Origin of the sequence: Halorubrum sp. JWXQ-INN 858, from assembly GCF_009806985.1 — an archaeon.
Lineage (GTDB): Archaea > Halobacteriota > Halobacteria > Halobacteriales > Haloferacaceae > Halorubrum.
In genome coordinates this window covers 246,171-261,274 of the sequence record NZ_WUAX01000005.1, presented here as the reverse complement: position 1 = coordinate 261,274, position 15,104 = coordinate 246,171, and the positions used below count along the sequence as shown (strand labels likewise).

Here is a 15,104-nt window from a genome sequence, read left to right as displayed (position 1 = left end):
GAGTAGATCGCTCAGTACATGGTACTTACTTATCCAGTGGCCCGCGAAGGTTGGTAGCGGTTTCCTGCAGACGGTAGCTATCCACGGTGGTCCTTGACGACCACATAGCTATCGGCATCCACACGAACCTCGTAACTCTTGTAGTTGAACACAACCTTTCCCAGAGATGCCTTCCCAGCGAACACTTTGTCCAACGCATCGGGGTCAACTACGTCGTACAATGGCGGCGTTAATTCCGTAGATGGAATCCCTTCAAGGGCAGCTACTGCATCTATTACTGTCTGACTCGCACTCCGACTACCCCCCTCGGCGGTCTGAACTTGACTCATCGAAAACGACTATGTTCTCTCTTCGCATAAACATGACGAGGGTTTGATAATAGCCAATGGGGCTTAAATAGTGGCGGGCAATTATCCAGTGTCGTCCTCGTTCGTGAATTTCTTTCCGAAATGATTGTAAGGCAATGCCCGAATCCGCTTCAGCATATCCATGCGCTCGATATCGACGCCCAACTCGCTCATCTCACTGATGCTTTTCTCAATTTCTTGCTTGTTCTGCCCGACCAACTCGATTGAGAGATTTGCGTTATTCGTTAATAACTCACTGACACTCACCACACCCGGAACACTAACGAGATCGTCAACAATCTCCTCTTGATCGTTAATTGGAACCGTCCCGACGACGAGCAGGTGATGGCCCATCCCTGTTTGTTCGTAGTCTATCGTCGGGTGGTATCCCGTGATAGCGCCGCTCTCTTCGAGCTTCTTGATGCGATTGGCGACCGTACTGGACGAGACGCCGACCTGTTCCCCGATGGTGCTCGTCGTGTTATTCCGAGCATCTTCCTGCAAGAGATACAGAATACCTTTGTCAACCGGGTCGAGTTCCTCCGAAGCCATAGACAAGAACGGTAAGAGAGCCGCCAATAAGTAGGTTGCCTCGATTCGCTCAGAAACAGCTACTCAGTTCGCAGGCGTGTTCTATCGGCTAATTCAGGATCCACTTTGAGAAAATAACGCAGTCCCTCATGCTGACTACATGCTCTGTATTCAGCACGGATTCGCTATCAGCTACGGATGATTTCAACGGAGCCTTCGAGGTCTGCGGGGAAACGGCGACGGCGCGCCGCGTGTTTATAAACGATAGACAGTGGCACCCGATCACTTATAAATTGGCCGACGGCGGCCGCCACTCCATTTAAACCAGAACCGTCCGCTCCGTCCACTCCGCCGACGTCCGCTCAGTCGTCGCCCGCGCGTTCGACGGTCGTGACGTTCCCGCCGAAGTCGGGGTCGAAGCCGGGGCGCTCGACGCCGAGCAGTTCGTAGGGATCGGCGTCGGCCGGCATCGGCGACTCGTAGCCGGCAGCGCCGCCGCGGTCCTCGAACTCGGCGACGACCGACGCGAGGAGGTCGGGGTCCTCGAGCAGCCGGACGAGGGTCCCGCCGATCGTCTTCGCGGCGTACAGCATTCCCTCGACGCCGGTCGAGCCGCTCGCCGCGACCGCCTGCCAGGAGTGCAGCGGCGTCCCGACCGGGAACGTCGCGGTCGTCATCCGGCCGAGCGGGACGATCTGGCTCACGTCGCCGGAGTCGGTGGAGTACGACCCGGTCGTCCCGGCGTCGAGTGCGTCGATCGGCTCGGTGAAGTACGCGGCGTCGCGTGCGGCCTCGCGGTGTTCGGGATCGAGCGTCGCCACCGCCCCGGAGACGTCGCCGAGCGACGCCCGGAGATCGTCGGCCAGCGCCGCGTCCGCCCCGTCGATCTCGAAGGGGCCGAGGTCCGCCATCGTCGACCGGATCGCGTCCCCCAGCGTCTCGTTCGGTCGCACGCCGTAGACGCCGCTCGTCTGGGTGACGTCGACGTCGACGTCGGCCATCAGCGCCGCGCCGCGGGCCGCCTGCCGGAACCAGTCGCTGACCTCCTCGACGAGCTCGCGGCTCGGCGCGCGAACGAGGTACTCGGCGGTCGCCTCCGGCGGCACGACGTTCGCGGCGTCGCCGCCCTCGGTGATCACGTAGTGGAGCCGGACCGGGTCCGGGACGTGCTCGCGCATGTACTCGACGGCCGTGTTCAACAGCTGGATCCCGTCGAGCGCGCTGCGGCCGGCCTCGGGGGCGGCGGCGGCGTGTGCGGACTCCCCGCGGACCGTCACCTCGAAGCCGTTGACCGCCAAACACGACCCCTTCGTGGGCGCGTTGTACCAGCCGGGATGCCACGCGACGAGCGCGTCGACGTCGTCGAACGCGCCGGCCCGCGCGAGGTACACCTTCCCCGCGCCGGCCTCCTCGGCGGGCGTGCCGACGTAGACGACCGTTCCCTCGGCGCCCGCGTCGATCGCGTCCGCGACCGCGAACGCGCCCCCGAGCGAGCCGACGCCGAAGAGGTTGTGCCCGCAGCCGTGACCGGGTGCGCCCGCCTCGACGGGCTCGCGCGTCGCCGCCGCGCGCTGTGAGAGGCCGGGCAGCGCGTCGTACTCGCCCATCGTGCCGACGACCGGGTCGCCCTCGCCGTAGCGGGCGACGAACCCGGTCTCGACCCCGCCGACGCCGACCTCGACGTCGAAGCCGCGGTCGGCGAGCGCCCGGACGAGCCGCTCGGCGGCGTCCGTCTCCTCGAAGGCCGTCTGCGGACGGTCCCAGATCTCCCGTGACAGCGCGATCAACCGCTCGCGCCGCTCCGCCACCGCGTCGGCGACCTGCTCGGTTTCCATGGGCTCACCTCACACAGCGCGCGCAAAAGGGTTCGGACCCCGGCGGTCCGGTCGAGCGTGCGAACGTCCCTCCCTTGGGTTCAGGATTCAGTGGCTCCGTTGAAGCCCTTAGAAAGTGAGACATTTCCCCGGTCGCGTTCTATACAGGGGATTTGGTTTTCAACGGTCTTGTTGAATCTCGTACTCGGTGATGGGTTTCAGCGGTCTTCTTTCTGCGTGCTAGTATGGCCAACGGGCCTCGAGAGGCAGAAGACCGTTCTCGAGTCATCCGAAGAGGCGGTCGATTTAATCGGTCCGGCGTGAAATGTATGGTATGAAACTACTCGTCGCCGTGGATGGATCGGAAGAGAGCAATCGAGCACTTGCGTACGCTGCGGAGATCGCTAACGCAACCGACGGATCGATCACGCTGATCCACGCGATCGAACCGGACATCCATGACATGGGTGGTGGAGAACCGATATCCGAGTCCGACCGCAGGGACCGGCTAGTCGTCGATAGCCTTGACTCCGCAGAGAAGCACGGTCGAGCGATCATAGACGAGGCGGTCGAGTTTGCGGCGGAGCGCGGACAAACCGTGTCTGGAGAACTACTCTACGGCCAACCGGCGAAGACAATACCCGAATACGCCGAAGAATCGGGTTTCGAAACGCTCTACGTTGGTCACCGGGGTCGGTCGGAACGAGCTATTGAATTCATGGGCAGCGTAGCACGAAACGTGGTTGAGCGGACTACCATTCCGGTCACAGTCGTCAGGTAACACCGGTGGAGTTGGGATCGTCTGCCTCGCAAGACCGTTACTCTGTATTCGGTAGCCAGTTCCGCTCATGGTTTCGGACAGTCCCGATCCCCACGCAAAACAGCACGGCGGGCCAGCACGACAGCACGTTCGACGAACCGGAGGAGGCGTGAGTGCGGGAGGGCAGCCATCCGATCCCGGACGACTCGTCCGTCACGTTTGCCAACAACGGTTTCAACGAGGCCGTTCGCGTCGGTCGCGCCCGTGTCCGGTCAGACGCCCTCGACGAACGCCTCCGCTTCGGCCAGCTCCGCGCGGGTGTTGACGTTCTCGAAGGTCCGCTCGTCGGTCCGCGCGCGAATGGCGTCGTCGCCGACGACGACGTACGACAGCTCGAACAGCGGCTCGATGATCTTCCGGTCGCCACGCGCCAGCGCCCGGTCGCAGGCGTCGGCCATCGCCTCCGCCCGGTACACCGCCTGCGTCGTCTGGAACCAGCGGTCGTCGAGGCGGGGGACGGCCGCGTCGTGGCCCGCCGCGTCCGCGAACAGCGTCGCGGCGAACGCGGGGTCGACGAAGGGCATGTCGCAGGCGACGACTAGCGCGTACTCCCCGGGCGCGGCGCGACAGGCGTTTCGGATCCCCGACATGGGCCCCAGGTCCGGCTCGTCGTCGACCGCCCACCGCACCGGGAGCCCGATCCCGTCGAGCGCGTCGGCGATCGCCGCACGCTGGTCGGGCCGGCAGTTGACCACGAGGTCGTCGACGACGGGCTCCCCGCCCGCCGCCCGGTCGGCACCCGGCGGGATCGGGTCGTCCGCGCCCGCGAGACGGTTCGCCACCCGCCGCACCATCGGGACCCCCGACAGCGGCGCGACCGACTTGTCGGCGTCCCCGAAGCGCGTCGACCGCCCGCCCGCCACGATGGCTCCGGTCGTCATGCGTGGAGGGTGGTAGCGCGCGGGCTTCGCGTTTGTGGTGGCGGCGCGGGGGCGACTCACCGCCGCGCGGAGGCGACCCGCCGCCCCGGACCCGACAGCATATACGTCCGGGCGGCCAATCGCCGTGGTAACGAATGGCGGACCGAACCCACGTCCTGCGGGCCGACCTCTCCGCGGGGACCGTCGAGCGCGAGCCCGTGCCCGAGCGGTGGCGACGGCGCTTCCTCGGCGGGAAGGGGATCGGTGCGCGGTACCTCTACGCCGAGCTCGACGCCGGCGTCGACCCGCTGAGTCCGGGGAACCTGCTCGCGTTCTGTGTCGGCCCGCTCGCCGGCTCCCTCCCGGGAGAGCCCCGATACGCCGCGGTGACGAAGTCGCCGCTCACCGGGCTGTTCCTCGACTCGTACGCCGGCGGGACGTTCGCGAGCCGGCTCGCGGGGAGCCTCGACGACTGCCTCGCGCTGCTCGTCACGGGCGCGAGCGACGAACCGGTCCGGATCGAGATCGCGGACGGAACGGGGCGGATCGTCCCTACGGGGACGTGGGGCGCGGACGCCGCCGAGACGGCGGCGGCTCATCCCGACGCGGCGGTCGCGTGCGTGGGGCCGGCCGGCGAGCGCGAGGTGTGTTACGCGACGGTCGCCAGCGACGGCGGCGACCACCACGCCGGCCGCGGCGGCGCGGGCGCAGTGATGGGGAGCAAGCGGCTGAAGGCGGTGATCGCGGCGGGTCCGGCAGCGGAGCCCGCGTCCACCGAGCTCGCGGCGCTTCGCGAGTCGTACGCGGACCGATACGCCGACGACGACGTGGGACGCTGGCAGGCGGCCGCCGAGACCCTGGAATCGGTCGACTTCGCGAACGAGGTGGGCGCGCTCGCCGCGGACGGCTGGCGGTCCGGACGCTTCGCGGGCACCGACGCGGTCGGCATCGAGGCGGCCCGATCGGCGTCGGTCGGACGCGAGCACCCCGACGACGACGTTCCCGGAGGGTTCCGGGTCGAAACCGACGCGGGCGAGACGGTGCCCCGAGGGGCCGCATCGATGACGCTCGGGGCGGGGCTCGGCGTCGACGACTTCGACGCGGTCGCGGCGCTCGGCGGGCTCTGTGACCGGCTCGGCGTCGACGTCATCGGCGCGGGCAACGCGGTGGCGTGGGTCGCCCGCGCGAGCGAGGCGGGCGTCCTCGACGCGGACGTGGGGTTCGGCGACCCCGACGCGGCACGGGCGCTCATCACGGCGATCGCGACGGGAGGCGGCGAGGACGCCGCGGCGTTCGACCCCGCCCTCCTCGAGGCGCTCCGGCGGGGCGTCGACGCCGCGGCCGAGCGCTTCGGCTTCGACCCGATCCCGACCGTGAAGTCGATGGCGCTGCCCGGCTACGACCCGCGGGCGTCGCCCGCGATGGCGCTGGCGTACGCGACGAGCGACCGGGGCGGGTGTCACCGCCGCGCACGACCGATCGAGGAGGAGGTGTTCGCCGCGTGGGAGGACGACGACCGCGTCGCCGCCGTCGTCACCGCCCAGAACGCCCGATCGACGCTCTGGAGCCTCGTCGCCGACGACTTCGCCGGGGAGACGCTGTGGTCCGACTGCGGCGCGGCGTTCGTCGACGCGCACGTGCGGGCGACGGGCGCGCCGCTTCCGACCGACCCCGCGGAGCTCCGACGCTGCGGCGAGCGGATCTGGACGCTCGTCCGGCTGTTCAACGCCCGCGAGGGCGTCTCCCGCGGCGACGACGAGCTACCGGCGACCCTCAGCGAGCCGATCGCGGACGGCCCCGCGGCCGGGGCCCGCGTCGACCCCGAGGCGTTCGACGCGCTCCTCGACGCTTACTATCGGGCCCGCGGCTGGAGCCCCGACGGACGACCGACCCCGGCGACGCTCGATCGGCTCGGGCTCGGTTCGGTCGGGGAGGGCGACGGTTCGCGGGCGGGTCGCTGAGTCAGACAGAGGCGGCCGCGACCGACGAAACGCCCCGAAAGCGACCCGTTAAGTGACCACCGCTCGAACGGGAGGACATGCCAGAGGCCACGGACTTAGAGGAGTTAAAGCGGGGGACGGAGCTCGTCAAGCGCGGGTTCGCGCGGATGCAGAAGGGCGGCGTCATCATGGACGTCGTCACGCGCGAGCAGGCCCGCGTCGCCGAGGACGCCGGCGCGGTCGCGGTGATGGCGCTCGAGGCCGTCCCGGCCGACATCCGCAAGCGCGGCGGCGTGGCCCGGATGCCCGACCCCGCGAACGTCACCGAGATCATCGACGAGGTGTCGATCCCGGTGATGGGCAAGTCCCGGATCGGCCACCTGAAGGAGGCGGAGATCCTCGAGGCGCTCGGCGTCGACATGATCGACGAGTCCGAGGTGCTCACGCCCGCCGACGACGAGTACCACATCGACAAGCGCGGCTTCACCTCGCCGTTCGTCTGCGGCGCGCGGAACCTCCCGGAGGCGCTGCGCCGGATCAACGAGGGGGCCGCGATGATCCGCACGAAGGGCGAGGCCGGCACGGGCGACGTCAACCAGGCCGTCCAACACCAGCGCACGATGAAACGCCAGATCCGCGAGATCAGCGGACTGAACCACGACGAGCGCGAGAAGTGGGCCCGCGAACACGGCGCGCCCCGCGACCTCGTCCACGAGACGGCCGAGGTCGAGCGGCTGCCCGTCGTCAACTTCGCGGCCGGCGGGATCGCGACCCCCGCGGACGCCGCGTTGATGATGTACCACGGCTGTGACGGCATCTTCGTCGGCTCCGGCATCTTCGGCGCGGAGGACCCCGTCGAGATGGGCGAGGCCATCGTCGAGGCCGTCAACAACTGGGACGACCCCGAGGAGCTCGCGGAGATCGCCTCCGACGTCGGCAAGGGGATGAAAGGGCAGTCGAACGACTCGATCCCGGACGAGGAGCGGCTACAGGGCCGCGGCGTCTGACGCGAACGCCCGACCACCCCGACCATCCCGATCGCCCGGACCACACGCCCGTTTTTTGGAGACCCGAACCAACCCATCCGAGAGATCCGAACGAGCCGACCGGAGGGGTCCGAGCGACTCTCGCCGAGGGATCCGAACGAGCCTACCCGAGCAGCGTCGCCAGCGCGAGCATCGCGACGGCCGCCGCGGGCGGGATGGTGAGGTTGTCGTCGACGGCGACGCCGCGGATCACCGGCGGGAGCCCGTCGGCGACCGTCGCCGCGACCGCCCCCGCGGCCGCGACCGCGATGCCGACGACCGTCCCGAACGCCGCGACGGTGAACGGGACGGCGAGCGCGAGACAGACCGCGAACATCGCGATCCACACCGTCGGGCGCTTCGGCTCGGTGGCCGCGTTCCGGCCGAGGGTGCCGCTCACCGGGTCGCCGATCGACAGCATCCACATCGCGGGGATCGCGATCGTCGGCGCGAAGAACAGCGCGACTCCGGCCATGCTGACCTGATACAGCGCGTAGCCCGCGACGCCGTCCGCCTCGTACTCCCGGGTGAGCGCCCGATACACCGCGTGGTCGAGACCGACGCCGAGCCGGAGGAACTCCAACAGCGCGACGACGCCGACGCCGGCCAACAGCAGGAGCCCCGTGAGCTCCCAACTGATCCAGCCCAACAGGTACGGAACGGGGTAGAGGGTGCCGCCCGCGTGGACGAGCCGCCGCTCGAACTCGACGCGCTCGCGCCACTCCGCCGCCGGGAGAGTCACCGCCGTGCCCCTCGGGACACGGTCAGTTCGTCTCCACGTCGGTCGCGACCGCCCCGTAGCGGTCACGCAGCGCCGCGAACTCGTCGCCGGAGCGGAGCGCGGCCAGCTCGTCGGCCAGCTCGTCGACCGGGACCCGAACCTGTGCGGCGGTGTCGCGCTCGCGGACCGTCACCGTCTCGGGACCGTCGCCCTCCACGCCGTCGCGGTCGATGGTGACACAGAACGGCGTGCCCACCTCGTCCTGCCGCCGGTAACGCCGGCCGATCGAGCCGGAGTCGTCGTACGACACCGCCAGCCCGGCCGCCCGGAGGTCGGCGGCGACGCGGTCGGCGAGGTCGGTGAGGCGCTCGTCGTTCGTCACGAGCGGGAAGACGGCGGCGTCCGTCGGCGCGATCTCGGGTCGTAACGAGAGGAAGGTCCGCTCCTCGCCGTCGACCTCGTCGGTCTCGTAGGCGTGAGCGAGCAGCGTCTGGACGGTCCGCCCGACGCCGAAGGACGGCTCGACGACGTGCGGCGTGATGTGCTCGCCGTTCTCCGTCACCTCCTCGACCGAGAAGTCCGCGACGTCGGCGTCGACCTCGCGGGGCTCCCCGTCGACCTCGACGGTCACCGTCTCGTCCGCGAAGGCGTCCGGGTCGCGCGCCGCGAGCGTCTCCAGCGCCGCCGCGACCGCGCCGGCGTCGCCGCCGAACTCGGGGCCGAGGACGGACATGTCGGGGTCGACGGTCGCGCGCTCGACGGTCTTCGGCTCGTCGTAGCGTTTGAACACCGTGAACGCGTCGTCGCCGTACTCGTCGTGTTTCGAGAGGTCGTAGTCGCCGCGGTACGCGAAGCCGGCGATCTCGATCCAGTCGCCGTCGACCTCGCTTTCGGCGTCCCAGCAGTCGGCCGCGTAGTGGGCCCGCTCGCCCGCGAGGTGCTGGCGGAACCGGAAGCGGTCGAGGTCGACGCCGACCCGCTCGTACCACTCCTGGGCGACGCCGAGGTAGTAGCCGACCCACGGGGAGCCGATGACCCCCTCGTCGACCGCCTCGCCGATCGTCGTGTCGAGGTAGTCGCCGTCGTCGGCCGCCTGCGCCGTGGCGGGGTAGAGCCGGACCGCGACGTCGGCGACCCGATCCAGCGGCGGCTCGTCCGTCTCGGGGTCGATGAACTGCTCCAGCTCCGCCTGCGTGAACTCCCGGAGCCGCAGCAGGCCGCCTCGGGGCGAGATCTCGTTGCGGTAGGCGGGGCCGATCTGGGTGATCCCGAACGGGAGGCTGCCGCGGGCGTACTCCTTCAGCCGAGGGAACTCGACGAAGATGCCCTGTGCGGTCTCCGGGCGGAGGTAGCCGGGCTGGGAGTCGCCCGGGCCGATGTCGGTCGCGAACATGAGGTTGAAGTCCTCGACGGGCTCGCCGGAGAGCGGCGCGCCGCACGCCGGACAGGCGATGTCGTGGTCGGCGATCAGCGCCTCGACCTCCTCGCCCGGGAGCGCCTCGGCGTCCTCGACGTCGGTCGCGTCCTCGACGAGGTGGTCGGCGCGGTGGGACGCGCCGCACTCGCCGCAGGCGACGAGCATGTCGTCGAACCCCTCGAGGTGGCCGGACGCCTCGAAGACGGCCTCGGGCATCACCGTCGGGGCTTCGATCTCCCGGTTGCCCTCCTTGAGCGTGAACCGGTCGCGCCAGGCGTCCTCGACGTTCCGCTTCAGGGCGGCCCCCTGCGGGCCGAACGTGTAGAACCCGGCGGTGCCGCCGTACGCGCCGTTCGAGCCGAAGAAGAACCCTCGGCGCTTCGCCAGCTCGGCGAGGTCGCTGCCGGCCATCAGATGCCCTCCAGGAGGTCGACGTCGCGGACGATGCCGACGAGGTCGGCGCCGCTCACGAGCGGGACCTGCTCGATGTCGTTGGTTATCAGCTCTTGGGCGACCGCCTCCGCCGTCCGGCTCCCGGTGACGGTGACGAGGTCGCTCGTCATGAAGTGGCGCGTCTCCTCGGCGGGGATCTCCACGTTGCGAGTCGGGAGGTAGCGCGCGCCGATCGCCTTGATCCCTTCCCAGGACCACTCGGAGTCCTGCTCGGCGAGCGAGTCGCCGGTGCTCGCCTCGCCCTCGACGACGCGGGCGACCTCCAGCACGTCGACCTCGGTGAGGATGCCCGCCATGTCCGCGTCGTCGTCGAGCACGACCGCGTACGGGACGTCGGCGAACCCGATCTCCCGCTCCGCGACCGGGAGCGGGGTGCCCACGTACGTCGTGTTGACGGCGCGCGTGGCGAGCGGGCCGACCGGTTTCTGTCCGTCGACCTCGCCGCGGGCGATCGCCCGGACGACGTCGGTGACGGTGACGATCCCGACGAGGGCGTCGCCGTCGACGACCGGGAGGCGACGCGAGCGCTCCGCGACCATCGTCGCCGCCGCCTCGCGGAGGTCGTCGTCCGCGCCGACCGTCGGCACCTCGCGCATCAACAGCGCGAGCTGGTCCTCGTCGGGCTGTTCGATGAGGTCGTCACGCGACACCAGCCCGCGGTACACCTCCTCGCCGTCGACGTCCTTCACGACGGGCACCGAGGAGAAACCGTGTTCCTGGATGTACTCCAGCACGTCGCTCCGGCTCCCCGGGATCTCGACGACGACGAGGTCCGATCGCGGCGTCATGGCGTCTGATACGTTCATGCCACGTCATTTGCCGGGCCACCTCTTGTATACTGCGAAGGCGTGTCGGCGTCAGCGGGCGGGCGGAGCCGAGCGGAGCGGGGAAAACGGACCGGCGAACCGCCGCGATGAGAAGCGGATCGGCAACGAACGGGGGAGACGGGACGACGAGCGACCTCAACGAACGGCTCCACCGGCCTCACCATGGGAACTGTTCGCGTACGTTTTCTCACGGGATCGAAGGATGGATCCGTACATGTTTCGCCCGAATATGCACGTTTGTGTGGCGATATCGCCGACGCGAACGCGAGTTCGCAATCCTTATCAATGGTTGCGAATTAGTGACAAGCATGTCACGGAGTTCCACTCCCTGGGACGCACCGGACCCCGACCGCCGGCCGACGGCACTGCCGACCGGTGCGGACGCGGTACCGACGCCGTCGCCGGACGTGATGGCGTCGATCGACTCCGTCCGGTCCCGATCGGAGCTCGTGATCGCCGACGTCTCCCGCGAGGACGCGTGGCTCTCCGTCGACGAGACGGACGCGCCCGTCCTCGAGGAGTGGTGTTGAGGCCGGTCGCGACCGCCGAGACCCGACCGTTCGTTTTCGTGCCGCGTATCGACCCGCTATCGACGACGCCGTCCGACGCGGCAGTCGGAGTCAGTCCGTCGACGGCGAGCCCTCACCCGCTCGGAGCTCCTGGCCGACCTCCCAACCGCGGAGCAGCGACGCGAGCGTCCGGCACGTCGGCGTCGGAACCCCGTGTTCGACCCCCCGATCGACGACGGCCCCGTAGATCGCGTCGACCTCCGTGCGCCGCCCCGCCGCCACGTCCTCGCGCATCGACGAGTGGTTCGCGGCAGTGTCGACGGCGACCCGTTCGAGGGCGGCGACCGCCGCGTCGTCGTCGAGACCGACGCGCTCGGCCCGCGCGACGGCGGCGACCTCCCGCGCCGCCGCACGGGCGACCGCGCCGATCGGGGCCGCGACCGTCGCCCCGTTCTCGACCCGCGCGAGCGCCGACGGCCCGTTGATCCCGGCGTTGACCGCGAGCTTCTCGTAGCGACGTCGGGGCATGTCCGCGGCGGCGACCGATTCGATCCCCGCGGCGTCGAACGCGCGGGCGACGCGGTCGGCGGCGGGGTCAGGTCCGCCCGCGAGCGCGCCGACCGTGACCTCGCCGACGCCGGTACAGGTCACGCGGCCCGGCTCCGACAGCCGCGCGCCGTAGCTCGCGGTTCCGGCCAGCACGGGCGTCCCCGACAGGGCGTCCGCGAGCCGCTCCTCGACGAGCCCGTTCGAGAGCGGGACGACGACGTCGTACGTCCCGGTGGCGAGGTCGCTGGCGGCCGCGTCGACGTCGTACGCCTTCGTCGTCAGGATCGCGACGTCCGCCGAGCGGTCGCGCCCGTCGGTCACCGCCCGGGGAGAGACGTCGGCCGCGATCGCTCCGTCGATCCGGAGCCCGGCCGTCCGGACCCGTCGCACGTGTGGGTCGCGCCCGACGAGCGTGACGTCGTGCGCCCGCGCTAACAGCCCGCCGACGAGGCTCCCGAGCGCACCGGCACCGTACACGAGGACCTCCATACGCCCGGAACGCGCCCGAGGAGCGAAAGCCGTGACGGTTCGGCGAAGCGGGCGATATATAAGGGGACGACGAGCCTCGGCTCCGAGGACGCGCAAGGGACCCCCGTGGGCCCTTATAAGCAGCCGCGGCCTCGGGTTCGGGAGGCGTGGGGCGCGGTCGCGACGACGTTCGGGGCTTAAAAGGGGTCGCGACGACGTTCGGGGCTTAAAAGGGGTCACGACGACGCCGCTCGCGACGGTGCTCGCGGCGGGACAACGGGCCGGGAGGGATTCGAACCCCCGACCGTCCGGTTAAAAGCCGGACGCTCTCCCTAACTGAGCTACCGGCCCGCACCCGCTACTAGCGGCAGGTGACTGATAAGCGTTTAGAAACGACGGACGGGCCGACCGGTGCTCGCCGTCACAACGGGACGACGCCGGCGATCCCCGTCGACCCGAAACGTTACCACCGACGCCGCCATCGCCGCGACCATGGAGTTCGATCTCCGCCGGTTCACCGACCGGCTCTGCCGGTTCCGATCGACCGCGGGCGAGGAGGCCGACGCGACGGCGTGGGTCCGAGACCGCCTCGACGCGCTCGGCTTCGAGACGGTCGTCTGGGACGCCGACGCCGACCTGCTCGCGGACCATCCCTCCTTCCCCGACGACCCCGCCGCCATCGACGTCGCGGGCCGCCGGAGCGTCGGCGGCGTCCTCGCGCTCGGCGACGCGACCGCCGACGGCGACGACGACCACCCGACCGTCGTCCTCAACGGCCACCTCGACGTCGTGCCCGCCGAGCGCGGGTCGTGGTCGAGCGACCCGTTCGAACCGACGTGGCGCGACGCCGACGGGACCGCCGTCGACCGCGACGACCCCGACGCGGAAACGTTCACCGTCCGCGGGGCCGCCGACATGAAGTCCGGATTAGCGGCCTGCGTCGGGGCGGCACTCGACGTCCGAGACGCGTTCGAGGCCGACGACGGGTCGGGCGTCGCCGACGGACTTCGCGTCGTCGTCGAGGCGGTCGCTGGCGAGGAGGACGGCGGCTACGGCGCGGCGACCGCCGCGCTGGCGAACCCGTACCCCTTCGAGCGGGACGCCGCGATCGTCGCGGAGCCGACCGACCTCGCGCCGATCGTCGCCTGCGGCGGGAGCCTGATGGCGCGCCTGGAGCTAACGGGGCGGAGCGCACACGCCGCCACCCGCTGGAACGGCGAGGACGTCCTCCCGCGTTTCGAGCGGATCCGCGGGGCGTTCACCGACCTCGAAGCCGAGCGGACGGCCTCGATCGATCATCCCCTCTACGAGGAGTTCCCCGTCCCGTTCCCCGTCGTCTGCGGGACCGTCACCGCCGGGTCGTGGGCCTCGACCGTGCCCGCGTCGCTGACCGCCGAGTTCCGGATCGGCGTCGCGCCCGGCGAGACCGTCGCCGAGGCCGAGGCGCTGTTCGGCGAGCGCCTCGCGTCGATCGTCGCCGACGACCCCTGGCTGCGCGAGCACCCGCCGACGTTCGAACGGTTCTCGGTCCAGTTCGAGCCCGCCGAGATCGCCCCCGACGAGCCGATCGTGGCCGCCGTCCGCGAGGGGCTGGGGGACGTCGGGCTCCCCGACCGGGAGCCGGAGGGCGCGACGTACGGTGCCGACTCGCGACACTACGTCGAGGCGGGGATCCCCGCGGTACTCTTCGGCCCGGGCGACATCGGTGAGGCACACTACCCGGACGAGACGATCGTTTGGGACGAAGTGGAGTCGGGGCGTGCGGCGATCGCGGCCGCCGTCCGTCGGTTCGCGGCCGGCTACGAGTCGTCGCGCGGATCGCCGAGCGAGTCCTCGAGCGAGTCGTCGGGATCCGTCGCGGGCGAGTCGCCGGCGGACCTCCCGTCGGAGCCGTCCGCCGAGAAGTAGGCCGCCAACGCCTCGCCGACCACGACGCCCGGGTCCACGTTGTGCATCGAGGCGTGCCGGCGGAGGTCGACGTACGCCGCCGTCGGGAGCCGGAGCGTCAGCCGGCCGACGTCGACGCCGACGTCACGGAGCGCCGTCTCGGCGTCCGACCCGTCGTGGATCGCGGAGACGACCGCACGGACGTCACGGACCGTGAGGTCGGCGTCGATCGTCGCCCACGCGAGGAGGTAGCGGTCGTCCCCGGCGACCCGGGCGACGTGTTTGGCCGCGCTCGGCGCGATCCGTCCGCGGGCGACGTGCCGGCGGACCGCCTGCGGGAGGTCGTGGACGCGGGCCCACTTCCGGATGAAGGAGACGGAGACGCCGTCGCCGGCGCGCTCGGCGGCCGCCTTGTACGACCCGACCCCCCGGACGAGCGCCGCACACGCCGCCGCGCCGCGGAGCATCAACACGTGGTCGTCGTCCGCGACGTCGCCGGTCGCGAACCGCCGCACGGTGTCGGCGGCCGCAGCGAGGCTCTCGGGGTCGTCCGGGTCGAAGCCGACCGCCTCGGCCGCCCGCTCGCCGGTCACTTCGGGGTCGGCCCGAACGACCGGTTCGCCGACGGGGGAGCGACGGTCGGCGCGTGGCTCCTCGTCCATACGGACCCGTTCGTGTGCGCGTATATAAGCGGCGGGCACCGGGGCAGGAATCGCGGCCGTCCGGGAGGGACCGGTCCGGCCGATCAGTCGCCGTCGGCGGGGCGGTCGTCCCGCTCGGCGTCCGTCGGGGAGTCGTCGACGCTCGCCGACTGGAGGACGTGTCGGATGTGGAAGTTCTTCTCTTTGGGGTCGTCGATACGGAGGGCCTTTTCGAGGTGTTCCCTGCACCCCTGACCGAGTTTCGCCATGACGACGTCAACTATCGCGATATCGC

The 15,104-nt window shown here is 70.3% G+C and carries 15 protein-coding genes and 1 tRNA gene; 5 read left to right on the top strand and 11 right to left on the bottom strand.

From position 1 onward, the window contains the following. Window positions 1-77 precede the first annotated feature (77 nt). The 3 genes from GRS48_RS02575 to GRS48_RS02565 all read right to left on the bottom strand — a co-directional run bounded on the left by GRS48_RS02575 (window position 78) and on the right by GRS48_RS02565 (window position 2,713). On the bottom strand, window positions 78-329 hold the full coding sequence (locus tag GRS48_RS02575; protein WP_159483356.1) for a HalOD1 output domain-containing protein: 252 nt from the start codon (window positions 327-329) through the stop codon (window positions 78-80). 81 nt (window positions 330-410) lie between these two features. After that, a complete protein-coding gene (locus GRS48_RS02570) occupies window positions 411-899 on the bottom strand; it encodes an Lrp/AsnC family transcriptional regulator (protein ID WP_159483355.1) in 489 nt (162 codons plus the stop codon). 341 nt (window positions 900-1,240) lie between these two features. Further along, window positions 1,241-2,713: an amidohydrolase gene (locus GRS48_RS02565; RefSeq protein WP_159483354.1), complete on the bottom strand. Its 1,473-nt coding sequence runs from the start codon at window positions 2,711-2,713 to the stop codon at window positions 1,241-1,243. Window positions 2,714-3,026: 313 nt separating this feature from the next. Here GRS48_RS02565 and GRS48_RS02560 point away from each other — a divergent pair, with 313 nt between their 5' ends. Next, window positions 3,027-3,473, top strand: coding sequence for a universal stress protein (locus GRS48_RS02560; RefSeq protein ID WP_159483353.1), 447 nt, complete (start codon window positions 3,027-3,029; stop codon window positions 3,471-3,473). 251 nt (window positions 3,474-3,724) lie between these two features. On the opposite strand, the gene GRS48_RS02555 is transcribed toward GRS48_RS02560, so the two are convergent. Then, window positions 3,725-4,393, bottom strand: coding sequence for a molybdenum cofactor guanylyltransferase (locus GRS48_RS02555; protein ID WP_159483352.1), 669 nt, complete (start codon window positions 4,391-4,393; stop codon window positions 3,725-3,727). Between the two features lie 134 nt (window positions 4,394-4,527). Here GRS48_RS02555 and GRS48_RS02550 point away from each other — a divergent pair, with 134 nt between their 5' ends. Further along, window positions 4,528-6,333: an aldehyde ferredoxin oxidoreductase family protein gene (locus tag GRS48_RS02550; protein WP_159483351.1), complete on the top strand. Its 1,806-nt coding sequence runs from the start codon at window positions 4,528-4,530 to the stop codon at window positions 6,331-6,333. 77 nt (window positions 6,334-6,410) lie between these two features. Beyond that, entirely contained in the window at window positions 6,411-7,319 is a 909-nt protein-coding gene (gene pdxS, locus GRS48_RS02545; protein WP_159483350.1) for a pyridoxal 5'-phosphate synthase lyase subunit PdxS, read from the top strand. A gap of 142 nt (window positions 7,320-7,461) precedes the next feature. Here pdxS and GRS48_RS02540 read toward each other — a convergent pair whose 3' ends face one another. Genes GRS48_RS02540 through GRS48_RS02530 form a run of 3 tightly spaced genes read right to left on the bottom strand, consistent with a single transcriptional unit; the run spans window position 7,462 to window position 10,734 of the window. Next, window positions 7,462-8,079, bottom strand: coding sequence for a dolichol kinase (locus GRS48_RS02540; protein WP_321168251.1), 618 nt, complete (start codon window positions 8,077-8,079; stop codon window positions 7,462-7,464). Between the two features lie 22 nt (window positions 8,080-8,101). After that, window positions 8,102-9,886, bottom strand: coding sequence for a glycine--tRNA ligase (gene glyS / locus GRS48_RS02535; protein ID WP_159483349.1), 1,785 nt, complete (start codon window positions 9,884-9,886; stop codon window positions 8,102-8,104). Continuing rightward, on the bottom strand, window positions 9,886-10,734 hold the full coding sequence (locus tag GRS48_RS02530) for a CBS domain-containing protein (RefSeq protein WP_159483348.1): 849 nt from the start codon (window positions 10,732-10,734) through the stop codon (window positions 9,886-9,888). Before GRS48_RS02530 ends, glyS begins: the two co-directional genes overlap by 1 nt. 329 nt (window positions 10,735-11,063) lie before the next feature. Here GRS48_RS02530 and GRS48_RS02525 point away from each other — a divergent pair, with 329 nt between their 5' ends. Continuing rightward, the gene (locus GRS48_RS02525) at window positions 11,064-11,285 is read left to right on the top strand and encodes a hypothetical protein (RefSeq protein WP_159483347.1); all 222 of its coding nucleotides are present in this window, start codon (window positions 11,064-11,066) and stop codon (window positions 11,283-11,285) included. Window positions 11,286-11,375: 90 nt separating this feature from the next. Here the strand turns inward: GRS48_RS02525 and GRS48_RS02520 are convergent, their stop codons facing one another. Together GRS48_RS02520 and GRS48_RS02515 are read right to left on the bottom strand one after the other, a co-directional pair. Then, window positions 11,376-12,302 carry a ketopantoate reductase family protein gene (locus tag GRS48_RS02520; protein ID WP_159483346.1) on the bottom strand — a complete coding sequence of 309 codons (927 nt, stop codon included), beginning with the start codon at window positions 12,300-12,302 and terminating at the stop codon, window positions 11,376-11,378. Window positions 12,303-12,558: 256 nt separating this feature from the next. Continuing rightward, window positions 12,559-12,632 (bottom strand) — tRNA-Lys (locus tag GRS48_RS02515). A 141-nt stretch (window positions 12,633-12,773) separates the two neighbouring features. Here GRS48_RS02515 and GRS48_RS02510 point away from each other — a divergent pair. Beyond that, the gene (locus tag GRS48_RS02510; protein WP_159483345.1) at window positions 12,774-14,189 is read left to right on the top strand and encodes a M20/M25/M40 family metallo-hydrolase; all 1,416 of its coding nucleotides are present in this window, start codon (window positions 12,774-12,776) and stop codon (window positions 14,187-14,189) included. Here the strand turns inward: GRS48_RS02510 and GRS48_RS02505 are convergent. Both GRS48_RS02505 and GRS48_RS15005 read right to left on the bottom strand, forming a co-directional pair. Then, on the bottom strand, window positions 14,081-14,830 hold the full coding sequence (locus tag GRS48_RS02505; RefSeq protein ID WP_159483344.1) for a hypothetical protein: 750 nt from the start codon (window positions 14,828-14,830) through the stop codon (window positions 14,081-14,083). The two genes, GRS48_RS02510 and GRS48_RS02505, sit on opposite strands and share 109 nt — an antisense overlap. 83 nt (window positions 14,831-14,913) lie before the next feature. Continuing rightward, window positions 14,914-15,078: a hypothetical protein gene (locus tag GRS48_RS15005; protein ID WP_200840193.1), complete on the bottom strand. Its 165-nt coding sequence runs from the start codon at window positions 15,076-15,078 to the stop codon at window positions 14,914-14,916. Window positions 15,079-15,104: the final 26 nt, after the last annotated feature.

Bases quoted from the DNA above. Each gene is read 5' to 3' on its own strand.
- GRS48_RS02510 (WP_159483345.1), top strand. From the start codon at position 12,774: ATGGAGTTCGATCTCCGCCGGTTCACCGACCGGCTCTGCCGGTTCCGA.
- GRS48_RS02555 (WP_159483352.1), bottom strand. From the start codon at position 4,393: ATGACGACCGGAGCCATCGTGGCGGGCGGGCGGTCGACGCGCTTCGGG.
- GRS48_RS15005 (WP_200840193.1), bottom strand. From the start codon at position 15,078: ATGGCGAAACTCGGTCAGGGGTGCAGGGAACACCTCGAAAAGGCCCTC.
- pdxS (WP_159483350.1), top strand. From the start codon at position 6,411: ATGCCAGAGGCCACGGACTTAGAGGAGTTAAAGCGGGGGACGGAGCTC.
- GRS48_RS02530 (WP_159483348.1), bottom strand. From the start codon at position 10,734: ATGAACGTATCAGACGCCATGACGCCGCGATCGGACCTCGTCGTCGTC.
- GRS48_RS02560 (WP_159483353.1), top strand. From the start codon at position 3,027: ATGAAACTACTCGTCGCCGTGGATGGATCGGAAGAGAGCAATCGAGCA.
- GRS48_RS02575 (WP_159483356.1), bottom strand. From the start codon at position 329: ATGAGTCAAGTTCAGACCGCCGAGGGGGGTAGTCGGAGTGCGAGTCAG.
- GRS48_RS02565 (WP_159483354.1), bottom strand. From the start codon at position 2,713: ATGGAAACCGAGCAGGTCGCCGACGCGGTGGCGGAGCGGCGCGAGCGG.
- glyS (WP_159483349.1), bottom strand. From the start codon at position 9,886: ATGGCCGGCAGCGACCTCGCCGAGCTGGCGAAGCGCCGAGGGTTCTTC.
- GRS48_RS02525 (WP_159483347.1), top strand. From the start codon at position 11,064: ATGTCACGGAGTTCCACTCCCTGGGACGCACCGGACCCCGACCGCCGG.
- GRS48_RS02550 (WP_159483351.1), top strand. From the start codon at position 4,528: ATGGCGGACCGAACCCACGTCCTGCGGGCCGACCTCTCCGCGGGGACC.
- GRS48_RS02520 (WP_159483346.1), bottom strand. From the start codon at position 12,302: ATGGAGGTCCTCGTGTACGGTGCCGGTGCGCTCGGGAGCCTCGTCGGC.
- GRS48_RS02570 (WP_159483355.1), bottom strand. From the start codon at position 899: ATGGCTTCGGAGGAACTCGACCCGGTTGACAAAGGTATTCTGTATCTC.
- GRS48_RS02505 (WP_159483344.1), bottom strand. From the start codon at position 14,830: ATGGACGAGGAGCCACGCGCCGACCGTCGCTCCCCCGTCGGCGAACCG.